Below are 24,561 nucleotides of genomic sequence, written 5' to 3' on the forward strand. Positions count from 1 at the left end.
CGGCAGCACGTCAGCGTTCCATTAGGTAAGGCTTACCTAACTAAATGCAAAGGTGCACGTCAAGCCGGGTGTGACGAAGAGGCGGCCGCCGCTTTGATGAACTGGCCTCTGGGTGTGATGCGTTGGGTCGAGAGGCGGAATTGTGGCTCAATTTAGGGAAGGCTAACCTAAGTTCGTGATTACTGCCGCCACCCCCCGTCCCCCGCTGTACGTCACGGACGGCCTCCCGCCGCTGGTCCGGCGCGCGCGTCTGCACGACGCTCCCGCCCTGCACGCCCTCTCACTGGCCTTCATCCGCTCCGGCGCCCTGCGGCCCCGCAGCATCGACCACTACCTGGCGCACGCCGGGGAGTTCCTCCTCGCGACCGGTCGCGGTCGCACCTCGGTCCTGGGCTGCCTCGCCCTGAGCGACGAGGGGGAGGGCGCCGCCGTGCTCTACAACTTCTGCGTCGCCCGGGGGAACCAGGGCCAGGGGCTGGGTGCCGCGCTGCTGCGCGCCGCGCTCGCCGACGCCCGGAGCCGCCTCGTGCGGGAGGTCTTCACGGCGACCACGAGTGGTGCAGCCTTCTTCCGGCGGCACGGCTTCGTGCCGGCCGGCCCGGGGCGGGCGCCCGCCGCCTGGGCCGGGGCGCTGGACCCCGCACGCGGCTCGGAGGTGCTCTCCAGGAGGCTGTGACCCCCATGGGGGTGTCGTGACGATGAGGCCGGGCTCGCCGATCCGGCCTCATCGACAAGGCGCCTCCTACGGCCCGCACGCGCGCGGGGCCGGACCGGAGGACGTGCTCCGGTCCGGCCCCGCCCACGGGTCTACGGGGCCGGGCGGCCCCGGGGATCAGCTCCTGGCGACCAGGCTGGCGGGCCGCATGTCGGTCCAGTGCGTCTCCGTGTACGCGGCGCAGCCCTCTCGGCTGTCCTCGCCGTGCACGACGGTCCAGCCCGCGGGAACCTCCGCGAAGGCGGGCCAGAGCGAGTGCTGGTTCTCGGCGTTCACGAGCACGAAGTAGCGGGCGTCGTCGTCCTCGAACGGGTTGGTGGCCATGGTGTCTCTCCTTTGGATGATGACCGGGACGGTCGTTTCGGGGATGGGATGGATCAGGGGTGGACGGGCGAGGCCAACAGGGAGGCGACCGGTACGTCGGGGGCGCGGCAGAGGGCTGCGAGGTCCTCGGTGAACAGACGGGCGAACCGGGCCGGTTCGGCCTCCTCGTAGAGTGCCGGGTTCGCGTCGAAGTCCAGGCGCAGCCGCCCGTCGGGGTTCGCCGCGGCGGACACCGACAGGTCGTCCACCGGCCCCGAGGCGAGGCTGACGACCCGGCCGCGGATCGCGGCGAAGGCCAGCTCCGTCTCGAACGGCCGCAGGTTGACCAGCGGCCCGGGGACGCGGCCGCCCCCGTACTCCGGCCACACCTCGCGCGCCAGTTCCTCGCCGCGCAGCCGCTGGTGCCGGCGGAGCAGGGCCAGCTCGCCGGCCGCCGTGCCCAGCAGTGACCGGAAGGTGTCCGCCCCTCGGACGGGCAGCCGCACCGGCAGGACGTTCACGGCCGTCGCGGGCACCCGTAGCGTCCCCGGGGCGGTCCGTGCCGCCGCGTACACGGCGAGGACCGCCTCGCGCGCGCCGACCTGCGCGGTCACCCGCACCGCGGTCGCGGCGAGCACGACCTCGGCCCAGGTGACGCGCGCGGAACGGGCGACGGCCCGTACGGCCGCGCCGTCCGCCGCGTCGAGGTGGACGGTGTGGCGCCGCGCGGTGTCCTGGGCCGGTGCCGCCCGTCCGGCGGGGGACGCGGGGGCGGGGCGGTCGGCGTACCGCCCCGTCCAGTACCGCCGGTCCGCGGCCTGCGCCGCCGAGCCGGTGTAGGCGCGGTCCGCGTCGGTCAGTACGGAGACCGGTGCGAAGGGAGTCGGGCCGGGCGGGCGGCCCTGCACCAGGGCCGTGTAGACCTCGGCGATCCGCCGGCTCAGCAGCGCCACCCCGTACCCGTCGACCGCCAGCAGGTGGAAGTACTGCACCAGCAGGTGGTGTTCGGGGCCGACCGTGACGAGCAGGGTCCCGGTGAGGTCGGGCGCGAGGCCGGTGCCCGACGGGGCGGTGAGCAACTCGGGCCGGGGTGGACAGGCCAGCTGGCCCCGTACCAGGTCGACGGCGGCACCCACCGGGTCGGCCGCCGCGGAGGTGTCCAGGCGCGGCAGGCCGCTCCGGGTCATCAGGTGCGAGCGGAGCCAGGGGGCCTCGTCGAGGGTGCGCAGCACGGCCTCGTCGAGCGCCGACGTGTCGAGCGGGCCCACGAGCTCGATGTACTGGCCCACGTTGTGGCCGGCGTACGAGGGATCCGCGTTCTGCGCCGCCAGGACGTGCGCCTGCGCCGCCGTGAGTCCGGCCGGCCCGGCAGCCGGGGGATCGGTGCGCGGCACGGCCGCTCAGCCCCGGTGGGCGGGGACGCCGTCGGCGACGGCCGCCGCCCTGGTCGCCCGTGCGGCCCGCACCTCGCGCTCGGCGACGCGCAGCAGCAGGGAGTCGCAGATCTCGCCCGAGCGCACGGCCAGCGTGGACAGCAGCGAGGCGGTGATGCCGTGGGAGTGCTCGGCGGCGGCGCCCTGGACGTAGATGCCGGCGCGGACGCGGTCGGTGGTCTCCACCCGGTGGTCGCGTCCCACGCGCAGCCTGCCCTGTCCGTCCGTGAGGCACTCCCCGGCCAGGTCGCCGAGCAGCTCGGCCGGCTCGGTGGGCCGGTAGCCGGTGGCCAGCACCACCGCGTCGCAGTCGAGGGCGAGGGTCTCTCCCGTGGTGAGGGAGCGCACCACGGCCCGCGCCCCGTCGGGGAGTTCCTCCACGGCGGTCAGGGCGGTCGCGTTCAGTATGCGCAGCCGTTCGGTGCCGGCGACCTTCTCCTGGTAGACGGTCCGGTACAGCTGCTCGATCAGTTCGCCGTCCACCACCGCGTAGTTGGTGTTGGCGTGGTAGCCGATGAGCTGCTGCTTGACCTCCTCCGGGGCGCTGAAGAACTCGTCGACGGCGGCCGGGTCGAAGATCCGGTTGGCGAACGGGCTGTCGTCGGCCGGGCTGTACCCGTACCGGGTGAACACGGCGCACACCTCGGCGTCCGGGAACGTGCGGTGCAGGTGGTCGGCGGTCTCGGCGGCGGACTGTCCGGCGCCGACGACGACGAACCGGCGGTGGGGACGGACCGTCAGTAGCGGTGCGCGGTGCAGCAGGTCGCGGTTGTGCCAGACGTGCGGGCCGGTGCTGATCCCGTCCGGGACGCGGGGGCGCAGCCCGGTCCCGAGCACGAGGTTGCGGGTGCGGGTGGTGCGCGGCGTCCCGGCGCCGGCCGTGGGCCGGGTGATGACGTCCAGCAGGTCTGCGGCGCCGTCCGGACCTGCCGGGCGTACCTCCACGGCCTCGGTGGCGTAGTCGACCAGCCCGCCGAAGGAGGCGGCGCACCACCGGAAGTAGTCGTGGAATTCGAGGCGGGTGGGGAAGAAGGACTTCTGGTTGATGAAGTCGGCCAGCCGGTCCCGGTCCTGCAGGTAGTGCAGGAAGCTGAAGGAGCTTCCCGGATTGCGCATCGTCACCAGGTCCTTCAGGAAGGAGACCTGCATGGTGGCCCCTTCGAGGAGCATGCCCCGGTGCCATCCGAAGTCGTCCTGGCGCTCGATGAACGAGGACCGGATCGCCTCGCCGGGGGCGCATCGGCCGTTGTGCTCCCGGATCGCTATCGCCAGGGCCAGGTTGGCCGGCCCGAAGCCGATGCCCACCAGGTCCCTGATGTCCGGGAGAGCGTCCCCGGGTGTGGAGCTCGCGTGCGGTGCGGACATGCCCATCCTTCCTCGGTCCTACCCTATTTAGTTAGGTAAGGCTGGCCTAACATCTCTGACGGGCCGGAAGCTGTCAAGTTGGACCCGGGGCTCTCTCGATCCGCACCAACCCGGTTTGCTGCCGGCGGATTTGGGCACGCAGAGGGCCCCGGAGCCGCAGTGGCTCCGGGGTGGGGCGGGAGGGGGCCGGGCAGGTCGACCTCCTCCCGGTTCAGTGGGGGCGGTGCTCCCTGTGCGGTGCGCCGCGCGTCGAACCGTGCGTCGAACCGTGCGGCCAACCGTCCCGAGGCGCGTCGGGCACGACCGTGGTGCCGGTGTGCTCGTCGGCGAAGACCTCCAGGACCAGGGCGTGCGGAACTCTGCCGTCCAGTACGTGCGCCATCCGTACCCCGGAGCGCACCGCACGCAGGCAGCCCTCCATCTTGGGCACCATGCCGCCCGCCATCGAGGGCAGCAGTTCCGCCAGCTCGCCGGCCGTGAGCCGGTCGATGATCTCCGTGCTGTGCGGCCAGTCCGCATAGAGGCCCGCGACGTCGGTGAGCATCACCAGCTTCTCGGCGTCCAGGGCCTCGGCGAGGGCGGCGGCCGCGAGGTCCGCGTTGATGTTGTAGACGTCGTCGTCGTGGGCTCCCCGGGCGATGGGGGAGATCACGGGGATGCGCCCCCGCTCCAGGAGCCCCCGTACGGTGTCGGGGTCGACGTGCACGATGTCGCCCACCAGGCCGATGTCCACCTCGACGCCGTCCACCACGGCCGGCCGCCGGACGGCGGACAGGGTGCGGGCGTCCTCGCCGGTCATCCCCACGGCAAAGGCTCCGTGACGGTTGATCAGCCCGACGATGTCCCGTTGGACCTGCCCGGCCAGCACCATGCGGACGACTTCCATCACGGCGGGGGTCGTCACCCGTAGCCCCGCCGCGAACCGGACCTCCAGCGAGAGCTGTTCGAGCATCGCGCTGATCTGGGGGCCGCCGCCATGCACGACGACCGGCCGGAGCCCCGCGTAGCGCAGGGAGACCACGTCCTGGGCGAAGGCCGCCTTCAGCTCCTCGTTCACCATGGCGTTGCCGCCGAACTTGACCACGACGGTGCGTCCTTGGAACCGCTCCAGCCACGGCAGGGCCTCGATGAGTGTGCGCGCCCGTGGCGCCGCCCGTCCGCTCATGGGGTGGGGTGTGCGGTCGTCATTCAAGCTTCCAGTTCGTCGATGAGGGTCGTGGTGGTGTGTACGACGGCGCCCCGTGCGGCCGTCCAGCGCAGGGCCAGCGCGTGTTCCTCCGCGGAGGTGTCCGCGACCGCGTCGGCGACGACGAACGGCTGGATGTCGTTCATGAACGCGTCCGCGGCGGTGAGCAGCACGCCGGCGTGCGCGAACACGCCGCACAGGATCAGCTGGTCCCGGCCCGTGGTGCGCAGGATGCGCTCCAAGTGGCTGCGCAGGAAGGCGTTGTGCCGCACGTTGGTGATCACGTGCTCTCCCCGGTGCGGGGTTAGCTCCTCGATGATGGCCGCGTCGGGGTCGGCCACCGGTTCGGTCTCCATCTCGGCCGCGAGACCCCGCTGTTCGGGGCGCTCGCCCGCCGGTACGGTGCTGAAGACGACCGGGAGGCCGAGCCGCCGTGCGGACCTGCGCAGGTCGGTGATGTTGCCGATCAGGTCCACGAGGGGTGAGTGATCGCGGGGGAAGGGCCGCAGCAGATGGTTCTGCATGTTGTGTATCAACAGGGCGGCCCGGTCGGGGTCGACGGACCAAGGTGCCACGGAGTGCGGCACGAGGTCCGGGGTGGGCATGGGGTAGGGGTCGATGGTCACAGGGCCCACGGCTGGATCTCCTTGTCACCGGCGCTGCGCGGAGCGTCGGTGGTGAACGGGCGCGCGGAGCTCGACGGGGGTGGAGGACACCCCGACCCCCATCGTCTAGTTAGCTTAGCCTAACCTAAATTTGTCGTGGGGAGGGTGGGCGGGGCCCTCCGAATTCGTTCCTCGTGCGATCGGGTGTTCAGTCCTGTCGCGTCGCACGGTCGCCCAATCCGCCCGAGGCGGCGTCCGATTGGCTGTCCGGGGACAGGAGGGGGTCGTCGAGCTGCACGATCCGGTACCCGACCCGCCGGCTCGCTGCTTTGGGGGGTCTGTGCCGCCGACCCGCGCCGGCCTGCATCGAGCGTGCCCGCTGGGCCGCCGCGATCAGGGCGCCCACCGGCGGCGCCTCGGCGCGCAGGCGGTTGAACCCGCGCACGGAGATGCCCACGAGGGTCGCCGCGGCCGGCCAGGCGGCCCCTTTGCGGATCGCGTTCAGCATCAGCTGTAACGCGGCCGGGGTGGGCGTCGCCCCCGGGTTCAGCCCGTGCGCCTCGGCCAGTGCGTGCGCGGCGCGGAGCGCCGTGGTGAAGCTGGCGTCGATCTCCAGCCACTCGCGCAGGATGCGCTCGGGGACGCCGGCCGCCGCCGCGCATCCGGGGATGGTCAGTCCCTGTGCCGCCCCGCGGAGGGCGTCCGCCATTCGGGCGATCGTTTCCTCCCGCTGACTGGGCGTGCGACGCAGTGCGTCGCGCAGTGCCCGGTCCATCTCCTCCTGGGAGCTCATCCACGCCAGTACTTCATCGGCCCACTCGTCCTGCTGCGCTTGGTCGCGCGCTTTGTCCTGCATCCCCACACCCCCAGTCTTAGGTAAGCCTAACCTAATAGTGAAGTGCAAGGGGAGATGTGCGACCGTAGTCGTGGGATTCCCGGGACGCGTAGGCCCCGCCCCAACTCGGCCAGGCAGTAAGGTGGTTGAACATTGAACCGACCCCGTCGACCGGTAGGTGCATCACTCATGGCCGAACAGTGTGCCGTAGGCGACGGTCGACGGTGCGCGGATCGTCTATCTCGCCTGATAAGAGGCTGAAACCGGCCAAAGGTCGCGGCGCGGATCGCCGCAGCGGAGACGCTCGCCGACGGTGGCTGCCGGGGCGTTCCCGGAAGTACCCGGGCGACGCCCCCGGCCTCTTCGTGGTCGCCGTCGACGGAGCGATGATCGGCATGATCACACTTGATCGGCGCGCCGCGGAGCGTTCGGGGCACGTCCGCCCCGAGGCCGGGGAGACCGAACTCGGCTACATGTTCCTCCCGGAGGCGTGGGGACACGGGTACGCCACCGAGGCGTGTGCGGCGGCACTCGACTGGTTCGCCGACGCCCATCCGCGCGAGCCGTTGGTCCTCTGCACCCAGAGCGCCAACGACGGCTCGATGCGCCTCGCGGCGAAGCTGGGTTTCACCGAGGTGGAGGGGTTCGAGGACTACGGCGCCGAGCAGTGGTTCGGCGTGCGGTCCCCGCTCCCGCCGTCCGGCCACCGCAGGGGCTGAGCCGCGGCGCACGCCCCCGCGCCGGTCGGATCAGGCGACGGCGGTCCCTTCGAGCTCGACCAGCTGGCCGGGGACGGCCAGTCGGGTCACCCCGAGCATCGTGGTGGTCGGCGCCACGCCGGCGGCTCCCAACCGGGCCGCCAGCCCGCCGTAGTGCGGGAAGAGCCGGTCGACGTCGGTCGTGTACACGTTGAGCCGCACGAGGTTCGCGAGGGACATGCCGGCTTCACCGAGCACGGCCTCCAGGTTGTCGATGCTCAGCGCCAACTGCGCCGCCATGTCACCTTCGTGCCGGGGCGTGCCGTCGTCGCCCATCGCCGTCTGCCCTGAGACGTACAGGGTCCGCGCGTGCCCGGAGACCACCTCGCCCTGGTTGAACCCCAGCTCCACCGACCAGGTCACCGGGTTGATCGCCGTTCGTTCCATCGCCACGTCAGCTCCATTCGATCCATCGGGAGTACGTACGCCCACCGGCTCGGCAGCAACCGGTCCTCGACGTCGTGTGGACGACCCTTCCAAGAAATCACGACACCCTTGGTCAGGTATTCCGTTACGGTTCCCGCATGCGCGCCGACCGATTGGTCTCCCTGGTGCTGCTCCTGCGCCGGCGCGGTCGGTTGACCGCGGACACGCTGGCCCGCGAGCTGCAGGTATCCACCCGCACCGTGTTGCGCGACATCGAGGCACTGTCGGCAGCCGGCGTCCCGGTCTACGCCGAACGCGGTCGGCACGGCGGATTCGAGTTGTTGCCCGGTTTCCGGACCGAACTCACCGGACTGAACCACGACGAGGCCCTGGCCCTGCTGGCCGCCGGACCGGGGCGCGGCGAGCAGGCGTTCGGCCTCGGCTCGGCGCTCGCTTCGGCCCTGCGCAAGGTGGTCGACGCGCTGCCCGAAAGCCACCAGGCCACCGCCAGCGACGCGGCCCGCCGCCTTCTCGTCGAGCCCGAGACCGACCTGCTCTCACGCAGACGGGTCGCGGAGGAGGTGCCCGGCGCCACCATGATCGAGGTACGGCGCGCGGTGCTCGCCGGACACAAGCTGCGCATCCACTACGCGGCCGCCGGCCAGCCCCCGCAGTGGCGCACGGTGGACCCGATCGGCCTGGTCACCGTACGCGACCGGGCCTACCTGCTGGCCACGCGATCCGGCGCGGACCGTACCTACCGGCTGTCGCGGGTCCTGGCCGCCGAGGAACTCCCCGAAACCGCCCAGCGCCCCAACCGGGTCGATCTGGACCGGATCTGGCGGGAACGCGCCGCGCGGTTCCTGAGCGACGACCACATCACCGTGCTGGTACGGGTGAACGCGGCGCGGCGGGAGGACCTGCTGGACACCGCGCTGACCGTGCGCGCCGAAGAACCCGACCCGGACGGCCGGCTGCGGCTGGAGCTGACCTTCCAGGATCCACGACACGCCGAATGGGCCGTGTGGCAGCTCGGCACGGACGCGGAAGCCCTGGCCCCGCAGTCGTTGCGCACCGCCCTGCGCGAGCGTGCCGCCGCCCTCGCCGCCCGCTACGAAGACCCTTCCTGAGCGCTAGTGCCACATCAGGCAACGTTTGCCTCGGTCTTGCCGGTCGCGTGCGGATCACATGGGGCACGTAGTCTCGCGGGATGCACTCTCATCTGAGCTTTGAGAACCCTCCCGCGCTGCCTCACGAGGTGGTGGTTGAGGTGTTGGAGCGGGCCCTGCGTGACCGCTCGGCAGAGGGCGAGGCGGCGAGCGTTCTGGTCGGGAGCGCGTTGAACGACGACGATCGGGAGTTCATCGAGCACTGGTGCATGGAGGTCGGAACGCGGGCTGTGCCGGGCAGTCCTCTGCTCGGGCTGGCGGGCCTGTGCCTGGGGCATACGGCTCGGCGCTTCGGGCGTCTGAGCAATGAGGCCCTTGCGCTGGCGGAGTCGCTGACGGTGCGGGCCGAGGCGGATGCCTCGGATGTGGACGGGCGGGCTCTGGACGGCTTTGACGACATCCGGAGTTTCCTGCACCTGTGGTGAGGCTGGTCGCTGCGGCGATGACGAGGGGCGGCGACTGCTGCGGATCATCCGCAGGGGCACCGGGTCGGTGGTGACCTGGCGGCGGGCCCAGATGGTGCTGCTGTCCGCGCAGGGCATGCCGGTGGCGAGGATCGCCGAGGTGTCGTTCACCAGTGACGATCGTGTCAGAGGCGTGATCCACAACTTCAACACGGACGGCTTCGACTCGCTGTATCCGAAGTACAAGGGCGGCCGACCGAAGACGTTCACACTGCCTGAACGCCGCGAGATCAAGAAGATCGCCAAGTCCAAGCCGACCGAGCATGACCTGCCGTTTTCGACCTGGAGCCTGACCAAACTGGCGGACTTCCTGGTCTCCGAGGGGGTGGTCGACGACATCAGCCACGAAGGCCTGCGCATCCTGCTCCGCGAGGAAGGCGTCTCCTTTCAACGCCTGAAGACCTGGAAGACCTCCCGCGACCCGGACTAAGCGGCCAAGAAGGCCCGCGTCGAGCACCTCTATGCGATCGCCGGCGGCGAAGTCATACCAGAGGACAGCGAGCCCGAAGTCATCTTCTGCATGAACGAGTTCGGACCTCTCCATCTGATGCCGCACCCGGGCCGGCAGTGGGCCGAACGCGGAGGCAAGCACAAGGATTCCGACCGTGAGCCCCGCAGACGGCGCCGGGCGACCTACAACCGCTACGGCGGAGTGCGGCATCTGTACGCCGCCCTGGACCTGGCCAAGGACAAGCTCTACGGCCACATCAAGCCGGTCAAGAAGCGGACACAGTTCCTGGAGTTCTGCCGCTACCTGCGGACGCTCTACCCGCGAGAGGTCCGGATCGCGATCGTCAGTGACAACTTCTCCCCGCACTTGACCACGAAGAGGGGTCAGCGGGTCGGCACCTGGGCTACGGCGAACAACGTCGAGATCGCCTACACCCCGACCAACAGCTCCTGGCTCAACCGCATCGAGGCCCAGTTCACGGCCTTGCGCTACTTCACCCTCGACGGCACAGACCACGCCGACCACAAAGAACAGGGCAGCATGATCCGCCGCTACATCATCTGGCGAAACCGCCACGCCGACGACCGACGCCTACGCGCCGTCGTCGACAGGGCAAACGTTGCCTGAGACGGCACTAGCTCGTGGCGCGCAGCCGGGCCGCGGAGTAGGCCGGGGCGCCGAGCGCCAGCAGACGGAAGAGGCCCGCGGCCGCACGGTGGCCGATGCTGATGCGTTCCATCACCCGGTGGTCACCGATCCACTCCCAGCCGGGTGCCACGGCGGCGAGCCCGCGGCCGCCCCGGGCGCCGGAGCGGAACTGCGCCCCCGTCGCCTTGACGATGGGATGCCGGCCGCTGAGCGCGACCTTCGGGTGGAAGAAGTCCGCCACCAGCTCGGCGGCGGGGAAGGCGGACCGGCAGGAGGTCAGGAAGGCCTTCAGGCCGGCCGGGTCCAGGTACATCAGGACGCCCTCGGCCAGGACCAGTACGTTGCGCCGCTCCCCGACGAGGGGCAGCAGCTGATCCGCCCAGCCGGGCTCGGTGACCGAGGCGGCGAACACGCGGGAGTGGTCCCCGGGCAGCAGTTCCGCCCGCAACCGCACGACCTCGGGCACGTCGACGCCGAGCCAGGTGACGGAGGCCGGCAAGGCGCCCGCGAGCCGCTCGGCGCGGGTGTCGAGACCGATGCCCACCGAGACGACCACCGCGTCGGGGTGTTCCCGACAGAAGGCGGCGGTCAACTCGTCGAAGACGATGGCCCGGTGGACGGAGCCGAGCGCATTGCTCCGGTCGGTCAGGACCTCGGGCGCGCGGTATCCGGTCGAGGCCAGTACGGAGGCGGCGGCCGGGTCGCGGAACGCCGTGCCAGGGAGGAGCTCGGCCGCGTGGGCACGGCCGTAGAGGGGGGTCAGCAGGGTCATGGCCACCCCGCTCAGGCATGGGCGGCGCCGCCGCCCTCGGAGGTGTTCGACATGCGCGTGGACTCCTCGGTTCGACTCGGTTCAACTCGGTTCAACTCGGTTGTACGGTTGGACGGTTCGACTCAGAACGGTGCGGGTGCGGGGGCGCCCGCCGGGGCGGGCGGGCGCCCCCGCACAGGGCGTCAGCTGCGGTGGAACACGACTTCAGGGTCGGCCGCCGTCGGACCGTCCAGGCGCGGCGCCGGCTTCCCGCGCAGGTGCAGGTCGAAGAAGTCGCCGACGTACGCCCGGGTGATCTGCTGGGAGCGGGTGCCCGACAGCGGTGTCTCCGGGTGCGGGTACCCGACCTGGTCACCCAGTACGGGCCAGTCGGTGAAACCGGGATGTCCCGCCCCCGTGACGGTCAGCCAGCGCTTCCAGCCGTTCAGCCGGGGCCAGGTGTCCTCCCAGGAGGTGTCGGGGAAGTCGGGCGACAGCAGGGCGGGGTCACCGGCGAGCATCAGGAAGGGGCGCCCGCCGAGCCCGGTCTGGGGTACGGGCGTGAAGAAGGTGCCGTCCATGTTGACCCCGGCGTCCACGCGCGGGTCGACGGCCATGGTGGCCGATGCGGCCGCACCGCCGATCGAATGCCCGGCCATGCCGATGTGCCGGGGGTCGATCAGCCAGGAGTACCGCCACGCCGGGTGCGGGCCGGTCAACCGGTCCAGGACGAACGGGACGTCACGGGCCCGGCCGTCGGAGACCCGGTGCAGCGACCCGTCGGGGAACACCTGCTCGCACGCCTTGCAGGTGAGTATCCGGCCGCCGGGGAAGACGGTGCCGTCCGACTCGTAGGCGTGGTCCACCGCCGCGACGACGTACCCGCGACTGGCGAGCTCCTCCGCCAGGGTGGTCAGCGAGGAACGGGGCATGGTGAAGCCGGAGGAGAGCATGATCAGGGGGTAGCGGTTCGCGGCGGGCCGGGGCAGCGCGTCCGTCCGCGCGTTCGTGCGGGTGGCCGCGACGCGTTCGGGGGTGACGTACTCACCCAGTTGCCCCCGGTCGGTCAGCAGTGCCTTGGCCTCGGGAGCGCTCATGTAGGGAGCCGGACTTCCGGTGTTCGCGAGCGCCGGGTAGTAGAGCGACAGGAGTAATTCCCGATCGGCCGTGGGAACCCAGGGGTCCTTGCGCTCCCGGTCCACCAGGTGGAGGGTGTCGCGTCCCACGGCGAAGCCGCCGGTGGGGCGCGGGAGTTCGAGTCTGGAGACGCCGGCCGGGGCGGACGCGGCCGCGGCCGGCGTGACGAGTGTGCCGGGCGCGGCGAGGACCAGGCCGGTCGCCACCGCCGTCAGCACGCGGATGATCTTCTTCATGCCGGCATCGTAAGGCATTTTTAGGCAAGGCTTACCTAACTTTTCCGAGATGTCGTCGAGTTGGTTCGCCGGACTGCGACGCTCTGGGTGTTCGAGCGTGCACATTCGGTCAAGCTGAGTGGCCGTCGGGTGAACCGTGCGCGGCCGGTAGCAGGTCAGAGAGGGGTGGGGCCGCACGTCGCGGGCGGCGTGACCGGGGTCGGGGTGTGGTGGTGGAGCGGACGGGATGCCCGTGAGCAGCCCGAACGGCCATTCGCTCGCCGATATGCGGACGCCATGTCCGTAAATCGGTGGTGGATGTGCGACTTGGCTTCACGTCAGACAGTCTGAACCCGCAACGGCGCGATATCGAAACCAAATATCGCGTTCAACCTTTGAATCGAAAGAGAGTTTTGTCGTGCGCCACCGCATCGCAGCTGCCTCCGCCGCCACGCTCCTTTGTCTGGTCGGCACCACTGGCATGGCAGCCGCCCAGCCCTCCAGCCTGTACGCCCCGTCCGCCCTGGTGTTCACCGTCGCGCAGGGCGACGACGTAGCCACCTCCACCATCCTCCGGGCCTCCACCCTCAGCTGCGCCCCGACCGCGCAGGGCACCCACCCGGACCCGCAGGCCGCCTGCGCCGCCCTCAACTCCACCGGCGGAGCGCTGGACCGTCTGCTGGCTTCACCGAACCCGGACCGCGCCTGCCCGATGCACTACGCCCCGGTCACCGTCACCGCCGACGGCGTGTGGAAGGGCAGCCGTGTCGCCTGGAAGCACACCTTCTCCAACACCTGCGTGATGTCCGCGACCCTGGGCGGGAACTCCGTCTTCGCGTTCTGATCCCACATCCGACCTGTGCCGCGCAGGCGCCGGGCGTGCTCCGGGTCTCCCGTGGAGCGCGCCCCGCTCACGGACCGTCAACCGGACCGGAGCGAGGCGCTCCCCCCTCTACAGGTCTGTACCCCGACGCGTCTACGCGGTCCGCTCCCGGGTGGAGACGGTGACGTGGTCCACCCGCATCGCACGGCCCGGCTCGGTGGCCGGACCTGGGCTCGCGCCGTCGGCGAGCGGCAGGTTGCCACCGATCGCCACGTTGAGGATCAGGAACAGTCCGTGGTCCACGGCCGCCTGCCACGTCGCGGGGTCCATCCGGTCGGCGGTCACCCGGTGGTGCGCGCGCCCGTCCAGGTACCAGCGCACCTCCTGCGCGCCGGGCGCGAGGTCGACCTCGACGGCGTACGAATGGAACGCCGTACGGCAGCCGGCGCACGGCTGCGGACCGGAGGTCAGGCCGGCGGGCTCCCGGCACGGACCCCCTTCCAGGACACCGCAGTGCATCGTGGCGAAGACGGTGTCCCGCCCGTTCACGGACTCCATGACGTCGAGCTCCCCGACGCCCGGCCACCCCGTGTACCCGTCGCGCAGCGGCGCCCCCAGGGTCCAGAAGGCCGGCCAGTATCCCGCCCCCTTCTCCCCGGTCACGTCCGGCAGGGCGATCGACGCCTCGATCCGCAGGACCCCGCCGGGCGGGGGCGCGAAGTCGGAGCGCCGCGTCTCGATCCGCCCCGAACTCCACCGCCCGTCCTTGCGGGTGGGCACGATCTCCAGCGCGCCCTTCCCGTCGAGGCGGACGTTGTCGGTCGAGTCGGTCATGGTCTCGATCTCGCCGGTGCCCCATTGCGGCGCGGGGCAGCCCGGGTAGCAGGTGCCGATGTCGTGGATCCAGTCGGCGGCGGACGGAGGGGTACCCGCCGGGCCGTCGAAGTCGTCGCGCAGCAGCCGCGTCCACCCGTCCGCTCCCGGCGCCGTCCCCGGTGTCGCTCCACCCGTTGCGGGCAGCAACCCGGCCTCCGCGAGCAGCCGTTCCAGCCGGTCGGTCAGGACCACGGCCGCCGCGTTGGTTAGGTGGGCGTCGTCCCGGTAGAGCAGGATCCGGTCGAGCACGGCCGGGCAGGTCGGCCCGTCGCCCGGGCACAGGACCTGGTTCACGCCGACGCTCCGTACGCCGGGCAGGGCTCCGGACGCGATCCGCTGCGCCAGCGGATCCGGCAGCTGGGCGTCCGCGCGGCTGAACGCGCAGTCGGCCGGCGATCCCGGACTGCCGGACACACACGCCGGGATGTCCCGGCCGGGTACGGGCGTGTCCTCGACGTAGACGATCGGCGCCCCCAGGGCCCGGAGCGGCGTCAGCGTCTTCTCCCAGGCCTCGGCCAGCAGCTCTGCGTCGGCGGTGTACCGGTTGAGCGAAGAGATCACGATCAGGCGCGGCTTGGGCTGCTGCCGCAGCCGCTCCAGGGAGTCCGCCCGCCAGGTGTCGCACTCTCGGTAGGCACGCCCGAGCTGCGGGCTGTCCACCGTCAGTTCCGGCAGCGGGCACCCCTGCTTCACCAACTCCTGCAGCGCCCAGCCCCGTTCGGCGGCCAGCGCGAGCATCGGGGAGAACCACTGCCCCGCGTGCGAGTCCCCGAGCAGCACGATCCGGTCCGGGCTGTCCACCGCGCCGAACAGGCAGTCGGGGCTGCGCGTCTCGGCCGGGGCGACCTCGCAGGCCCCGTCCGGCGGGAAGTCCCCCCGTGCCTGGGCGGGACTGGGCACCACCGGTCCGTCGGCGAGCGGCGCACCGGCCGTGCGGGCGAGCAGGGTGGGGCCCGAGGCGGCGCCCGGGGGCAACCCCCGGGTGTCGACCGGGCCGGCCGGACCCAGCACGCGCAGGGTCGTCGTACCCACCACCAGCGCGAGGGCCACCGGCAGCACGATCGCCGACACGCCCACCGACAGTCCGCGGCGGGGGAGTTCGGAGACCGTGCGGCTGCGGCGCAGCGGCTGCTCCACCCAGCGCATGGTGGCGAGGGCGGGCAGTACGGCCGCCAGTGTCAGCGCGGTCTTCGCGGGCCAGCCGAGCGTGCCGAGCCGGGCCTCGGCGAGGACCAGCACCGGCCAGTGCCACAGGTACAGGGTGTAGGAGAGCCGCCCGACGGCCCGGGGCGCCCGCCCCGCCAGCAGCCGCCCCACGTCCCACGGCCCTTGCGCGTGCCGTTCGCCCCGGCCGGGTATCGCGGCGAGGATCACGGCGGCGGTGGCCAGGGTCGGTACGAGCGCCGCGTAGCCCGGGTACGGGGTCCCGGCGTCGTACGACACGACGCACCAGCCGATCGCCGCGGCCCCGGCCCAGCCGCACAGCAGCCGCAACGGGCGCGGACCGCGCATCAGGTGCCAGGGCAGCAGGGCGAGCAGCGCCCCGACACCGAACTGCCAGACCCGCGAGGCAGTTCCGAGGTACGCGAGCGATACGGAGTGCTCGGTCCAGAACACCGCCAGCGCGAACGAGGCCAGGGTGAGCGGGGCGGCGGCCAGCACCACGAGGAGCCGGACCGCCCGGCCCCGGCGGACCGCCCGGGCCGCGCTCAGCACCAGCACCGCCAGCAGCGGGGCCCAGAACAGGTAGAACTGTTCCTCGACGGCGAGGGACCAGAAGTGCAGCAGCGGGCTCTGGTCGTGCCCGGCGGCGAGGTAGTCGGTCTGCTGCGCCACGAACCGCCAGTTGGCGAAGGACAGGGCCGCCGCGACGACGTCGTGCTCCATGTCGGTGCGGCGCAGCGGTACGGTCAACCAGGCGCCGGCGACGGCCACCACGGCGAGCACCACGGCGGCGGAGGGCAGCAGCCGACGGGCCCGCCGGGAGAAGAAGTCACCGAGGTGGATCCGGCCGGTGGTGATCGCCTCCCGGACCAGCAGGCCGGTGATGAGGTAGCCGGAGATGACGAAGAAGACGTCCACGCCGACGAAGCCACCGGTCGCCCCGGGAATGCCGGCATGGAAGGCCAGCACCGCGAGGACGGCGACCGCGCGCAGACCCTCGATGTCGGGCCGGAAGGCGGATCGGTGCGGGCTCGGCCCGGACTCGTTGCCCGAGCGGGATCCGGACGGCATCTCTGCGGCCCCGGGAGCGACGCTCCCGCGGGGCCTGCGCCGGCCGGGTGTCACGAGGAAGGACATGCGGACGGTGCCTTTCAACTCAGCCAGGGGAGCATCGGGTCGACCCACCCCGAAGCCAGCAGTCCGGTCAGGAGGAGGACCGCGGAAGCGGCGACGGTCTCGGGCCAGCGGCGCGGCAGCACGCCGCCGCGCGGGCGCAGCGCGGCACGCACCCGGGCGCGCACCGGCCCCGCCTCCGGGTACAGCTCGGCCACCAGGTCCCGGATCAGCGGGACGTTGATCTGGCACTGCACCAGGAGGTAGAGGAGCAGCCCCCAGTTGGGCTCCCAGCCGCCCCGGGCCACGGCCAGCGCGAGGCCGATGGCCGCGGCGCCGTTGGAGAGGACGAGCCAGACGAGCGAGACGGTCACCACCCGGCGGGCCATCCCGCCCGGAGCTCCCGCACTCCGCGCGCCGGTGGGCACCCAGGCGGCGGTCCGCCCCCGCAGCGTGTGCACGAACGCGGTCGCGGCGGCCACGCTGGTCAGGACGTTCGCCCGGATGACCTCCACCCGCCAGCGGGTACGGCTGATCCGCGGCAGCAGCACGTGCCACAGCCACAGCGGGGCGAGCAGGGGCAGTACGTGCCAGGGCCGGATCTGGTCCGGGAACCAGAACATCATCACCAGCGGCGGCAACGGCGCAGCGAAGGTGTTCACGGCGGTGGTCAGATAGCCGACGATGCCCTCGTAGAAGCACAGCCGCATCCGCCAGGGCGCGCCCATCCGCCGCAGCACGGGCGTGCCGAGCAGGTGGAGGTTGCCCATCGCCCACCGGTACTGCTGGTTGACGAAGGAAGTGACCCGGTCGGGCGAGGTGCCCTTGGCGACCAGCACCGGTACGTACAGGGTGCGGAACCCCTGCTCGTGCAGGGCGAGCCCGGTGTACAGGTCCTCGCTGTGGTCGAGCCGGGCGAAGCCGCCGGCCAGGTCGATCGCGCTGCGCCGGTACACGGCGTTGCTGCCGCAGCAGATGGCGGCGTCGCTCGCGTCCCGGGACGGCTGGATCCAGCGGAAGAACCACTCCTGCGCGGAGCCGGCGGCCCGCTGGATCCACCCCATGTTCTCGTCGGTGTCGAAGCACTGCGGGCTCTGCACGATGCCGACGGCCGGGTCGGCCAGGTAGGGCACGAGGTGGCGCAGGAAGTCCGGCCGCGGGGCGAAGTCCGCGTCCAGGATCGCGATGAACTCGGCGCTGCTCAGGGTGAGCGCGTGGTTGAGGTTGCCGGCCTTCTTCAGGTGCCCCCGGTCGGGCCGTACGACGTACTCGTAGCCGTACGAGGCGGCCAGCGCAGCGACTTCGGGCCGGTCGGCGTCGTCCAGGACCCAGACGGTCAGCGCGCCGGGCCAGTCGACGGCCGCAACCGCGCGGTAGGCGTTGCCCAGGACGTCGAGCGGCTCGCCGCAGGTGGGCAGGTACAGATCGACGTCCGGCAGGCTCGCGGGCTGCCAGGCGTGGACGAGCACCTCGTGCGACTGCCGGGTGAGCCGGCGCTGGCGCAGGCTGTTGACGCTGGACAGGGCGAGGGCGACGAGGTTGAGCCCGAGGACGGCGAGGAACGCCCATAGGGCCGGTGTCCGCAGGGCGAAGGTGAACATGGTCACCGCCGTGAACACGAAGGCGAGCGAGGTACTCACGAGGACCCAGCGGCGCTGCGGACCGAAATACCAGAAGAGTTCTTCGTCGGATGGTGGTTGCGGAAGATGATGAAAGGTCATAAAGCCCCCCACGGCCGTGCATGTACCCGTTTCAGGTGGCCCATCCTAATGCCAAAGGTATAGACCAGTTGTTGCGAGAGTGTGGCACCGGAGTCAATGCGCCACGGTTTGGCGCGACTTCAATGGTCCAGACCTCTCGGTCCACCATTCGACCGGCCGTGTCCGGCGGCTCCGGGAAGGCGCGGGTCACGTAGGGGTGAACAGTCCTGGAACTCGCCGGGGCGGGCCGCGGCCGGTCGGGGTCAGGTGGTGGTGAAGATCCGGTCGAGGTGGTGGTGGAGCACCGCGACGGCCGACTCGGGCTCCCGTTGGCCCACCAGGATGCTGGTGCCCATGGTCGCCGTCATGGCGAGCAGGCTGATCGCCTCCGTGCGCGCGTCGACGCCCGGGTCGGCCGCGCCGCTCTCCTGAGCCTGCCGGAGCAGGCCGGCGACGGCGTTCTCCGCGGCGTCGGGGTTGTCGATGAACGGCTGGGCGGCGAGCGCCTCGTCGGTCACGGACAGGATCGAGTACGAGCTGTAGAGGAGGTGGAAGGTGCGGCCCTCCTCGTCGGTGGGGAGGGAGGCCAGGAGCAGTGCCTCGATGGTCGCGCGGGGGCCCGGGTTCGGGCCGACGGCGCGCAGGCGCTCGCCCACGCGTGCGGTGAAGCGGTCCGTGAGGTGCTGGAGTCCGTAGAAGAGCAGCTTCTCCTTGGTCTCGAAGTAGTACTGCACGAGTCGCAGCGACACCCCCGCCTCCGCTGCGACGTCGCGCATGCCGACGGCGTGCAGTCCGCGCCGCCCGGCCACCCGGATGAGCGCCTCGGCGATCTGGGCCCGCCGTTCCTCGTGGTCCACGCGCTTCGGCATGTCCTGTCTCCGCCCGTCCGTGTGCGCTCGCGTTCGCGGTCCGGACCGCCCGGACCCTTTCATGGTACCGCTGTACCATCTTTATGGTACGTTCGTATTACGAAGAATGGATCTTCGAAGAACCGGAGGTGCCCCGTGCCTGAGAACCCCACCCGAACCCGTCCGCGCCGCGACGTCGGCCGCTACGTGAGCGACGAGCTGCGCGACCGGTACTTCGCCGCGGGCGACGCGCTCTACGCGATGGGTGCACCCGCCCGCTACGAGACGGACGTCGAGACCAGCTTCGGCACCACGCACGTCTACCGCTACGGCCCCGACGACCCGGCCGCGGAGTCCCGTACTCCGGTCGTTCTGATCCACGGCGCCGGCTACTCCTCGGCCATGTGGTACCCCAACACCCCCGCGCTCAGCGCCGAACGCCCCGTCTACGCGCTCGACACCCCCGGTGACGCCGGCCGCAGCATCCACCGCGAACCCATGTGGCAGCCCGAGCGCGCGGCCCAGTGGCTCGACGAGGCGCTGGAGGGACTGGGCCTCGACCGCGTACACGTCGTCGGCTCCTCCTACGGGGGCTGGCTCGTGCTCAACCAGGCGCACCGCCGGAGCGGTCGACTCGCCTCCGTCACGCTCCTCGACCCGGGCGGCCTGGAGAAGGTGGGCCTGCGCTTCTTCGCCTGGGTCTTCGTCAGCCTCTTCGCCAGCTTCGCGCCCAAGGCGCTGCGCCCGCGCCTCGCCGCCTGGCTTGAGCAGCCGGTCATCGTCGTGCCCGAGCTGCGCAAGTGGGTCCAGCTGGGTGCCCGGGCCTTCCGGATCCGGCGCCCGGCGCCCCTGCCGCTGGCCGAGGACGCGCTGCGCTCCATCCGCACCCCCCTCTACCTCGTCCTGGGCAAGCGCAGCCTGCTCGTCCACCCCAAGCGCCAGCTGGAACGCGTACCGCGCCTGATACCCGGCGCTCGCGCCGAGATCGTCGCCGCGACCGGCCACGGACCGCAGATCGACCACCCCGACCTGGTCAACGCGCGGATGCTGAGCTTCATGGAGGACGTCGACTCCCTCGCCCCGGCCGGCGCCTGAGCCGGGCCCGGCGGCTCCGGATCGCGTGGGCAGGTCCGGAAGTGACGTGCCGCTTGTCCGGATCGTCGCTGTTCATCCCGGTCCGGCGGGGCAAGGATGTCTCCCTGCGGTTCGGCTTTCCACGTGACGTGATCCGGGGGGATCCATGGCGACGAGAACGCGACGCACCAGGAACACGAGGGGCCCAGGACGTACGAGGCGTACGGGCTTCGCCGTGGCGGGCAGTTTCCTCGCCGCCCTCGGCATGACGGCTCCCGCGCAGGCGGCCGCGGGGTCAACGGCCGCATCCTGCACGCCGTCCATCCAGGTCCTGCAGAAGCTGCCCGCCACCGACGATCCGCATCCGAGCCCCTGGGTGCGCCACACCCAGGTCTCGGCCATCGCACCGGGGCACTCGCGCCTGGCGGTCGGCATGTCCGGCATGAAGCCGGTGTACTGGATCGGGGAACAGGTGTACGCGGTCCCGGTGCCCGAGGGCTCCAGCACGGGCCGGGTCAAGGACGTCAACCGGTCCGGCCTCATGGTCGGGCAGGTGACCACCCGCGACGGCAGCCTGGCGTTCAGCTACCGGCACGGCGACGCCGCCATCACCGTACTGCCCGGCGGGGACGAGGCGAGCGGGGTCAACGACCGCGGCGTCATCATCGGCAGCCTCTGGGACGCCGCCCAGAACCGGATCATCGGCGTGGAGTGGTCGCACGGCAGGCCGCGCCGCGAACTGCCCCGGCCCGCCGGTTACATGCTCTCCCAGATGTCCGGCCTCAACAACGCCGGGCAGGTATCGGGCAACGCCTGGGAGCTGGAACGGCGCCCCGGCCGCCAGTTCCAAGCCGTCCCGGGGCTCTACTGGCCCGCGTACCCGGACTCGACGCCCGTGGTGCTGGCGCCCTTCGACGACACGGGGGACCAGCACGTCACCCGGGGGATCGACGACTCGGGCCGGATCGTCGGCTACGCGCGGCGGGGCAGCGGGCCCGACAGCGCGGAGTACGCCGTGGTGTGGAACCGACCCGACGGCCCTGCGGTGTACGCACCTTGGGCGCCCGGAGCGATCGGCGGAACGTTTGACGCGATCAGCCCGAACACCGGAGTCGCGGTCGGCCTGGCCGAGTTCAGGTACCCGTCGCCGCCCCCGCCGGACAGCCCGCCGGCCCGGGCGCAGTACTGGACCGGCAAGGGGCCGATGCGCGTCCTGCCGGGGCTGGGTCCGTCCCTGTTCACCGCCGCGTTCGCCGTCACCGACGACGACCGGGTCGGCGGAGCCGCGCTGGACGCGCAGAACCGGGTCCTGCCGGTGATCTGGACCTGTGCGTCCAAGCAGGCGTACGTCTTGAAGGGCTCCCGGCCCTAGGGCCGGTTCGGTTCCGTTCGTTCGGGGCAGGGCGGTCTCGGGCACGCCGTGGCGAGCACCCCCGTGGATCGCCACGGCGTGTGCGGGGCCGTCCTGCGTCAGTGGGTGGGGGCGGGCGGGGCCGCCTCCGGCGTGCCCGTGGGGTGGAAGCGGGTGAGGTGTTGCGGGGGGACGATCGCGGGGAGGAGGAATTTCCACAGGTCGGTGACGCGCGTGTGGAGGTCTTCGCGGCGGGTGCGGACGTGCGAGGTGACCTGGATGCCGGTGAAGGCTCCTACCAGCAGGGTCGAGAGGTCCCGGACGTCGAGCGACGGGTGTATGTCACCGCGCTGCTGAGCGGGGGTCAGGCAGCTGCGGCAGGTGTCGATCCAGGCGTCGTAGGGGGTCGGGTCGGGGTGGGAGAAGGAGCCGAACTCGATGACCAGACGGATGCCGGCCCGGATGCGGACGTCGGTGCGCAGGCCGTGGGCCATCTGGTGGGTGAGGTCGATGACGGTCTGCAGGCCCGGGTTCTGGATGGCGGGGACGTGCTCGGAGACCTGGAACTGCTCGTCCATCAGGGTGCGGGCGAGGGCTTCCTTGGACGGGAAGTGGAAGTAGAGGGCGCCCTTGGTGACTCCGGCGTGCTTGACGACGTCGCTGAGGCTGGTGCCCTCGAACCCGCTGAGGTCGAAGGCGGTCGCCGCGCCGTTGAGTATGGCTTGGCGGGTGATCTCGGCCCGCCCCTGTCTGGCCCTCGCCACGTTCTGCTCGTCCCCTTGATCACTGCCCGAGCGGTGTTCGCCGCGGTGTCCCGTCAATCTAGTCGGGCCGCGCGAATGGAAACCAGTCGGCAGGTACTTTCTTGCGGCGGCGGGGAGCGGTTCGGGGAGTTGTGTGGTTCTTTGCGTGATTCTTTTTCGGTGGCGAGCCCGCTCGGAGGTCAATCAGCTTGCCTCGAAGGGAAGTTGACCGGTCGCTCCGGATAGTCCGGGAGCGCGAGTGCGGTGGCGTCCTTCGCCGCGTTGAGCATCCAGGCGAGGATGCGGGGTCTGCTGAGCATGGTGTTGCGCAGGTGCAGGCCCCATTTCGACGCGGGGGCGAGGAAGCGGCCCGTGCGGTCCCCGCCCTTCTGGCGGTCCTGGGCGTAGGTGCGCAGTAGGGATTCGTAGCGGGTGAAGGCGGCCCGATGGTCCCCGGGCGAGCGGGAGAGTTCGCCGGCCAGGACGGACGCGCCCAGGACCGCGGTACCGGTGCCCATCCCGCCGATCGTCGCGCCGCAGGCGGCGTCACCGAGGAGGGCGATCCGGCCGGCGGACCAGGCGGGGGCGTCGGCGCGGCTGATCGAGTCGAAGTAGAGGTCGTCGGCCGTGTCGAGGGAGTCGAGGAGGCGGTTCACCTTCCAGGGCAGGCCCGCGAACGCCCGGCGCAGGAGGCGTTTGTGGGCCTCGGGGTCATGGCGGTCGTACGCGAGCTCGGGGGAGGCGAAGACGAAGAGCGCGCGGGCCCGGGCGGGGTCGGTGTGGTCCACGGCGACACTGGCGAGGCGCCCGGGGGTGTTGTGGCCGATGGAGCCGGCGCCCGGCCGCAGGTCCAGGCCCAGGCCCGAGTGGTGGGGCAGGCTCCAGGTGGCGGCGTAGTGGCCGAGGTGGGTGACGTGATCGGCATCCGGGCCGAAGGCGAGGCGCCGGACGTTGGAGTGGAGGCCGTCGGCGCCGATGACGAGGTCGAAGGTGCGGGGCGGGGCGTGGCGGAAGGTGACGTCGACGCCGGTGGCCGTTTCGGTCAGGGAGGTGAGGGAGTCCCCGAAGGCGTACTCGGCGCCGGCGGCGAGCGAGGCCTCGTAGAGGATCCGGGAGAGGTCGCCGCGCAGGACCTCGATGTCGCCGCCCGCGAACTCGGCGGGCAGGCGCAGGAGCGTGCGGCCGCCGGCGTCGACGAAGGTCATCGGGCTGCCGCCGGTCCGGACGCGGTGGAGCGCGTCGAAGATCCCCATCTGCCGCAGGACGTCGAGCTGGGTCCCGCCACGGAAGTCGACGGCCTGGCCGCCCGGGCGCAGGGCGGGGGCGACCTCGACGACGGTGGGCCGCAGGCCGTGGTGGGCGAGCCGGTGGGCGAGGGCCGGGCCCGCGATGCCGGCGCCCGAGATGAGGACGGTGCGGGCGGCGGGGCGCGGGCGGTCGGCCCGCGCGAACGATGCGGTCATGGAGGACTCCTGGCCTGAGGATTAACTGTGTCCGTCGGACACTGATTCGATACCGTGTACGGTAGACGCAGTTTTGGGGCGAGCGCAAGGTGAGGGCGATGACGAGCGATCAATGGGGCCCGGCCGTGCGGTTGTTGTGGGGGCCGCCGCCGGCCGGGCCCGCGCGCGGACCGAAGCGGGGGCTCACGCTGGAGGGGATCGCCCGGGCCGGTATCGAGATCGCCGACGCGGAGGGCCTGGGCGGCGCGTCGATGCAGCGGGTGGCCGCGGAGCTGGCCGTTACCAAGATGGCCCTGTACCGGTACGTGCCGGGCAAGGCCGAACTGGTCGCGCTGATGGTGGAGGGCGCGCTGCCCGCGGCGGCGCAGTCGCCGGGCGGCCCGTGGCGCCAGCGGCTCGAAGAGTGGGCTCGGGGGCTGCTGGAGGGCCTTCGGCTCCACCCGTGGCTGGTGGAAGCGACCGTCGGCGTACGGGTCATGGGCCCGCGGGAGCTGGAGTGGATGGAGCGGGCGCTCGCCGCGCTGGACGGGTGCGGACTGACCGGGGCCGAGGCGATGGACGCGGTGGTGCTGCTCGCCGGACACGTACGCGGCATCGCCGAGCAAGAGCGGGCCGCAGGCGCGGGACCCGGGTCCGGGGCGGCCGGCCCGGACGCCCAGCTCGCGGCGGTGCTGGGCGAGGTGATGCGCGAGCACGGGGAACGGTTCCCCGCACTCGGGGCGGCGCTGGCCTCGGCAGCGGCGCACGGCGGGCGGGACCAGGCCCTGGAGTTCGGGCTGAGCCGGATCCTGGACGGGCTCGAACTGCTGATGGCCCACCGCGCGGACGGGAACTGACGTCACGCGCGGGCCGCTCGGGGCGGTGCGGTGACGCCCGGAGGTTCGAGGGCGTCAACCGGCGGTTCGGGACGGGCGTGCAGTGGTGGGGGCGCCGGGGAGTCCGGCGGTTGGTCGACCGTTCACCACCTCCGCACCCGCACCCGCGCCCGGAGGCTTCGAGCATCCC

At 71.9% G+C, this 24,561-nt stretch carries 21 protein-coding genes and 2 pseudogenes; 9 read left to right on the top strand and 14 right to left on the bottom strand.

All coding sequences use genetic code 11. The annotated features are described in order from the left end of the window. Positions 1-175: 175 nt before the first annotated feature. Positions 176-676 (top strand): GNAT family N-acetyltransferase, encoded by a 501-nt coding sequence (locus ACIQK6_RS26145; RefSeq protein ID WP_329106278.1) that lies wholly within the window; start codon positions 176-178, stop codon positions 674-676. A 156-nt stretch (positions 677-832) separates the two neighbouring features. Here ACIQK6_RS26145 and ACIQK6_RS26150 read toward each other — a convergent pair whose 3' ends face one another. The 6 genes from ACIQK6_RS26150 to ACIQK6_RS26175 all read right to left on the bottom strand — a co-directional run bounded on the left by ACIQK6_RS26150 (position 833) and on the right by ACIQK6_RS26175 (position 6,463). After that, positions 833-1,039, bottom strand: coding sequence for an MbtH family protein (locus ACIQK6_RS26150; protein WP_030386649.1), 207 nt, complete (start codon positions 1,037-1,039; stop codon positions 833-835). 53 nt (positions 1,040-1,092) lie between these two features. Beyond that, complete coding sequence (locus ACIQK6_RS26155) at positions 1,093-2,412, bottom strand: condensation domain-containing protein (RefSeq protein ID WP_329106282.1); 1,320 nt, start codon at positions 2,410-2,412, stop codon at positions 1,093-1,095. A gap of 6 nt (positions 2,413-2,418) precedes the next feature. Next, positions 2,419-3,816 carry a SidA/IucD/PvdA family monooxygenase gene (locus tag ACIQK6_RS26160; protein ID WP_329106284.1) on the bottom strand — a complete coding sequence of 466 codons (1,398 nt, stop codon included), beginning with the start codon at positions 3,814-3,816 and terminating at the stop codon, positions 2,419-2,421. 211 nt (positions 3,817-4,027) lie between these two features. After that, a complete protein-coding gene (gene argB, locus ACIQK6_RS26165; RefSeq protein ID WP_329106286.1) occupies positions 4,028-4,981 on the bottom strand; it encodes an acetylglutamate kinase in 954 nt (317 codons plus the stop codon). A 23-nt stretch (positions 4,982-5,004) separates the two neighbouring features. Continuing rightward, positions 5,005-5,637 carry an isochorismatase family protein gene (locus ACIQK6_RS26170; protein WP_402695576.1) on the bottom strand — a complete coding sequence of 211 codons (633 nt, stop codon included), beginning with the start codon at positions 5,635-5,637 and terminating at the stop codon, positions 5,005-5,007. Positions 5,638-5,815: 178 nt separating this feature from the next. Beyond that, entirely contained in the window at positions 5,816-6,463 is a 648-nt protein-coding gene (locus ACIQK6_RS26175) for a hypothetical protein (RefSeq protein ID WP_402695577.1), read from the bottom strand. 304 nt (positions 6,464-6,767) lie between these two features. On the opposite strand from ACIQK6_RS26175, the pseudogene ACIQK6_RS26180 reads away from it, so the two are divergent. Next, a pseudogene (locus tag ACIQK6_RS26180) lies at positions 6,768-7,161 on the top strand (GNAT family N-acetyltransferase); the annotation flags it as partial. Between the two features lie 30 nt (positions 7,162-7,191). Here ACIQK6_RS26180 and ACIQK6_RS26185 read toward each other — a convergent pair. Next, positions 7,192-7,587: a RidA family protein gene (locus tag ACIQK6_RS26185; protein ID WP_329108240.1), complete on the bottom strand. Its 396-nt coding sequence runs from the start codon at positions 7,585-7,587 to the stop codon at positions 7,192-7,194. Between the two features lie 137 nt (positions 7,588-7,724). Here ACIQK6_RS26185 and ACIQK6_RS26190 point away from each other — a divergent pair, with 137 nt between their 5' ends. The 3 genes and pseudogenes from ACIQK6_RS26190 (at position 7,725) to ACIQK6_RS26200 (ending at position 10,277) form a co-directional block, all read left to right on the top strand. Beyond that, complete coding sequence (locus tag ACIQK6_RS26190; RefSeq protein WP_329106292.1) at positions 7,725-8,696, top strand: WYL domain-containing protein; 972 nt, start codon at positions 7,725-7,727, stop codon at positions 8,694-8,696. Between the two features lie 80 nt (positions 8,697-8,776). Further along, positions 8,777-9,160 carry a hypothetical protein gene (locus ACIQK6_RS26195; protein ID WP_329106294.1) on the top strand — a complete coding sequence of 128 codons (384 nt, stop codon included), beginning with the start codon at positions 8,777-8,779 and terminating at the stop codon, positions 9,158-9,160. 34 nt (positions 9,161-9,194) lie between these two features. After that, positions 9,195-10,277 (top strand): annotated as a pseudogene (locus ACIQK6_RS26200) (IS630 family transposase). Between the two features lie 7 nt (positions 10,278-10,284). Here ACIQK6_RS26200 and ACIQK6_RS26205 read toward each other — a convergent pair. Then, a complete protein-coding gene (locus ACIQK6_RS26205; RefSeq protein WP_329106296.1) occupies positions 10,285-11,070 on the bottom strand; it encodes a class I SAM-dependent methyltransferase in 786 nt (261 codons plus the stop codon). Between the two features lie 182 nt (positions 11,071-11,252). Continuing rightward, a complete protein-coding gene (locus ACIQK6_RS26210) occupies positions 11,253-12,422 on the bottom strand; it encodes an alpha/beta hydrolase family protein (RefSeq protein ID WP_402695578.1) in 1,170 nt (389 codons plus the stop codon). 397 nt (positions 12,423-12,819) lie between these two features. Here ACIQK6_RS26210 and ACIQK6_RS26215 point away from each other — a divergent pair, with 397 nt between their 5' ends. Next, a complete protein-coding gene (locus tag ACIQK6_RS26215; protein WP_329106301.1) occupies positions 12,820-13,245 on the top strand; it encodes a subtilase-type protease inhibitor in 426 nt (141 codons plus the stop codon). A gap of 132 nt (positions 13,246-13,377) precedes the next feature. Here ACIQK6_RS26215 and ACIQK6_RS26220 read toward each other — a convergent pair whose 3' ends face one another. The 3 genes from ACIQK6_RS26220 to ACIQK6_RS26230 all read right to left on the bottom strand — a co-directional run bounded on the left by ACIQK6_RS26220 (position 13,378) and on the right by ACIQK6_RS26230 (position 18,946). Beyond that, positions 13,378-16,401: an acyltransferase family protein gene (locus tag ACIQK6_RS26220; RefSeq protein WP_402695579.1), complete on the bottom strand. Its 3,024-nt coding sequence runs from the start codon at positions 16,399-16,401 to the stop codon at positions 13,378-13,380. A 14-nt stretch (positions 16,402-16,415) separates the two neighbouring features. After that, complete coding sequence (locus ACIQK6_RS26225; protein WP_402695580.1) at positions 16,416-18,098, bottom strand: glycosyltransferase family 2 protein; 1,683 nt, start codon at positions 18,096-18,098, stop codon at positions 16,416-16,418. 242 nt (positions 18,099-18,340) lie between these two features. Continuing rightward, complete coding sequence (locus tag ACIQK6_RS26230; RefSeq protein WP_402695581.1) at positions 18,341-18,946, bottom strand: TetR/AcrR family transcriptional regulator; 606 nt, start codon at positions 18,944-18,946, stop codon at positions 18,341-18,343. A 135-nt stretch (positions 18,947-19,081) separates the two neighbouring features. On the opposite strand from ACIQK6_RS26230, the gene ACIQK6_RS26235 reads away from it, so the two are divergent. Together ACIQK6_RS26235 and ACIQK6_RS26240 are read left to right on the top strand one after the other, a co-directional pair. Beyond that, positions 19,082-20,020, top strand: a complete 939-nt coding sequence (locus ACIQK6_RS26235) for an alpha/beta fold hydrolase (protein ID WP_402695582.1) — start codon at positions 19,082-19,084, stop codon at positions 20,018-20,020. A gap of 214 nt (positions 20,021-20,234) precedes the next feature. Next, entirely contained in the window at positions 20,235-21,371 is a 1,137-nt protein-coding gene (locus ACIQK6_RS26240) for a hypothetical protein (RefSeq protein WP_329106310.1), read from the top strand. 98 nt (positions 21,372-21,469) lie between these two features. Here the strand turns inward: ACIQK6_RS26240 and ACIQK6_RS26245 are convergent, their stop codons facing one another. Both ACIQK6_RS26245 and ACIQK6_RS26250 read right to left on the bottom strand, forming a co-directional pair. After that, complete coding sequence (locus tag ACIQK6_RS26245) at positions 21,470-22,114, bottom strand: ScbR family autoregulator-binding transcription factor (RefSeq protein WP_329106312.1); 645 nt, start codon at positions 22,112-22,114, stop codon at positions 21,470-21,472. 179 nt (positions 22,115-22,293) lie between these two features. Continuing rightward, positions 22,294-23,556, bottom strand: a complete 1,263-nt coding sequence (locus ACIQK6_RS26250) for an FAD-dependent monooxygenase (RefSeq protein ID WP_402695583.1) — start codon at positions 23,554-23,556, stop codon at positions 22,294-22,296. Between the two features lie 98 nt (positions 23,557-23,654). Between ACIQK6_RS26250 and ACIQK6_RS26255 the strand changes: the two genes are divergently transcribed. Next, positions 23,655-24,392 (top strand): TetR/AcrR family transcriptional regulator C-terminal domain-containing protein, encoded by a 738-nt coding sequence (locus ACIQK6_RS26255; RefSeq protein ID WP_329106316.1) that lies wholly within the window; start codon positions 23,655-23,657, stop codon positions 24,390-24,392. Positions 24,393-24,561: the final 169 nt, after the last annotated feature.

The sequence above is a fragment of the Streptomyces sp. NPDC091682 genome (assembly GCF_044756625.1).
GTDB lineage: Bacteria > Actinomycetota > Actinomycetes > Streptomycetales > Streptomycetaceae > Streptomyces.

Excerpts from the sequence above, each read along its gene's own strand:
- ACIQK6_RS26150 (WP_030386649.1), bottom strand. The coding sequence starts at position 1,039 with ATGGCCACCAACCCGTTCGAGGACGACGACGCCCGCTACTTCGTGCTC.
- ACIQK6_RS26160 (WP_329106284.1), bottom strand. The coding sequence starts at position 3,816 with ATGTCCGCACCGCACGCGAGCTCCACACCCGGGGACGCTCTCCCGGAC.
- argB (WP_329106286.1), bottom strand. The coding sequence starts at position 4,981 with ATGAGCGGACGGGCGGCGCCACGGGCGCGCACACTCATCGAGGCCCTG.
- ACIQK6_RS26175 (WP_402695577.1), bottom strand. The coding sequence starts at position 6,463 with ATGCAGGACAAAGCGCGCGACCAAGCGCAGCAGGACGAGTGGGCCGAT.
- ACIQK6_RS26185 (WP_329108240.1), bottom strand. The coding sequence starts at position 7,587 with ATGGAACGAACGGCGATCAACCCGGTGACCTGGTCGGTGGAGCTGGGG.
- ACIQK6_RS26190 (WP_329106292.1), top strand. The coding sequence starts at position 7,725 with ATGCGCGCCGACCGATTGGTCTCCCTGGTGCTGCTCCTGCGCCGGCGC.
- ACIQK6_RS26195 (WP_329106294.1), top strand. The coding sequence starts at position 8,777 with ATGCACTCTCATCTGAGCTTTGAGAACCCTCCCGCGCTGCCTCACGAG.
- ACIQK6_RS26205 (WP_329106296.1), bottom strand. The coding sequence starts at position 11,070 with ATGACCCTGCTGACCCCCCTCTACGGCCGTGCCCACGCGGCCGAGCTC.
- ACIQK6_RS26210 (WP_402695578.1), bottom strand. The coding sequence starts at position 12,422 with ATGAAGAAGATCATCCGCGTGCTGACGGCGGTGGCGACCGGCCTGGTC.
- ACIQK6_RS26220 (WP_402695579.1), bottom strand. The coding sequence starts at position 16,401 with ATGTCCTTCCTCGTGACACCCGGCCGGCGCAGGCCCCGCGGGAGCGTC.
- ACIQK6_RS26225 (WP_402695580.1), bottom strand. The coding sequence starts at position 18,098 with ATGACCTTTCATCATCTTCCGCAACCACCATCCGACGAAGAACTCTTC.
- ACIQK6_RS26230 (WP_402695581.1), bottom strand. The coding sequence starts at position 18,946 with ATGCCGAAGCGCGTGGACCACGAGGAACGGCGGGCCCAGATCGCCGAG.
- ACIQK6_RS26250 (WP_402695583.1), bottom strand. The coding sequence starts at position 23,556 with ATGACCGCATCGTTCGCGCGGGCCGACCGCCCGCGCCCCGCCGCCCGC.
- ACIQK6_RS26255 (WP_329106316.1), top strand. The coding sequence starts at position 23,655 with ATGACGAGCGATCAATGGGGCCCGGCCGTGCGGTTGTTGTGGGGGCCG.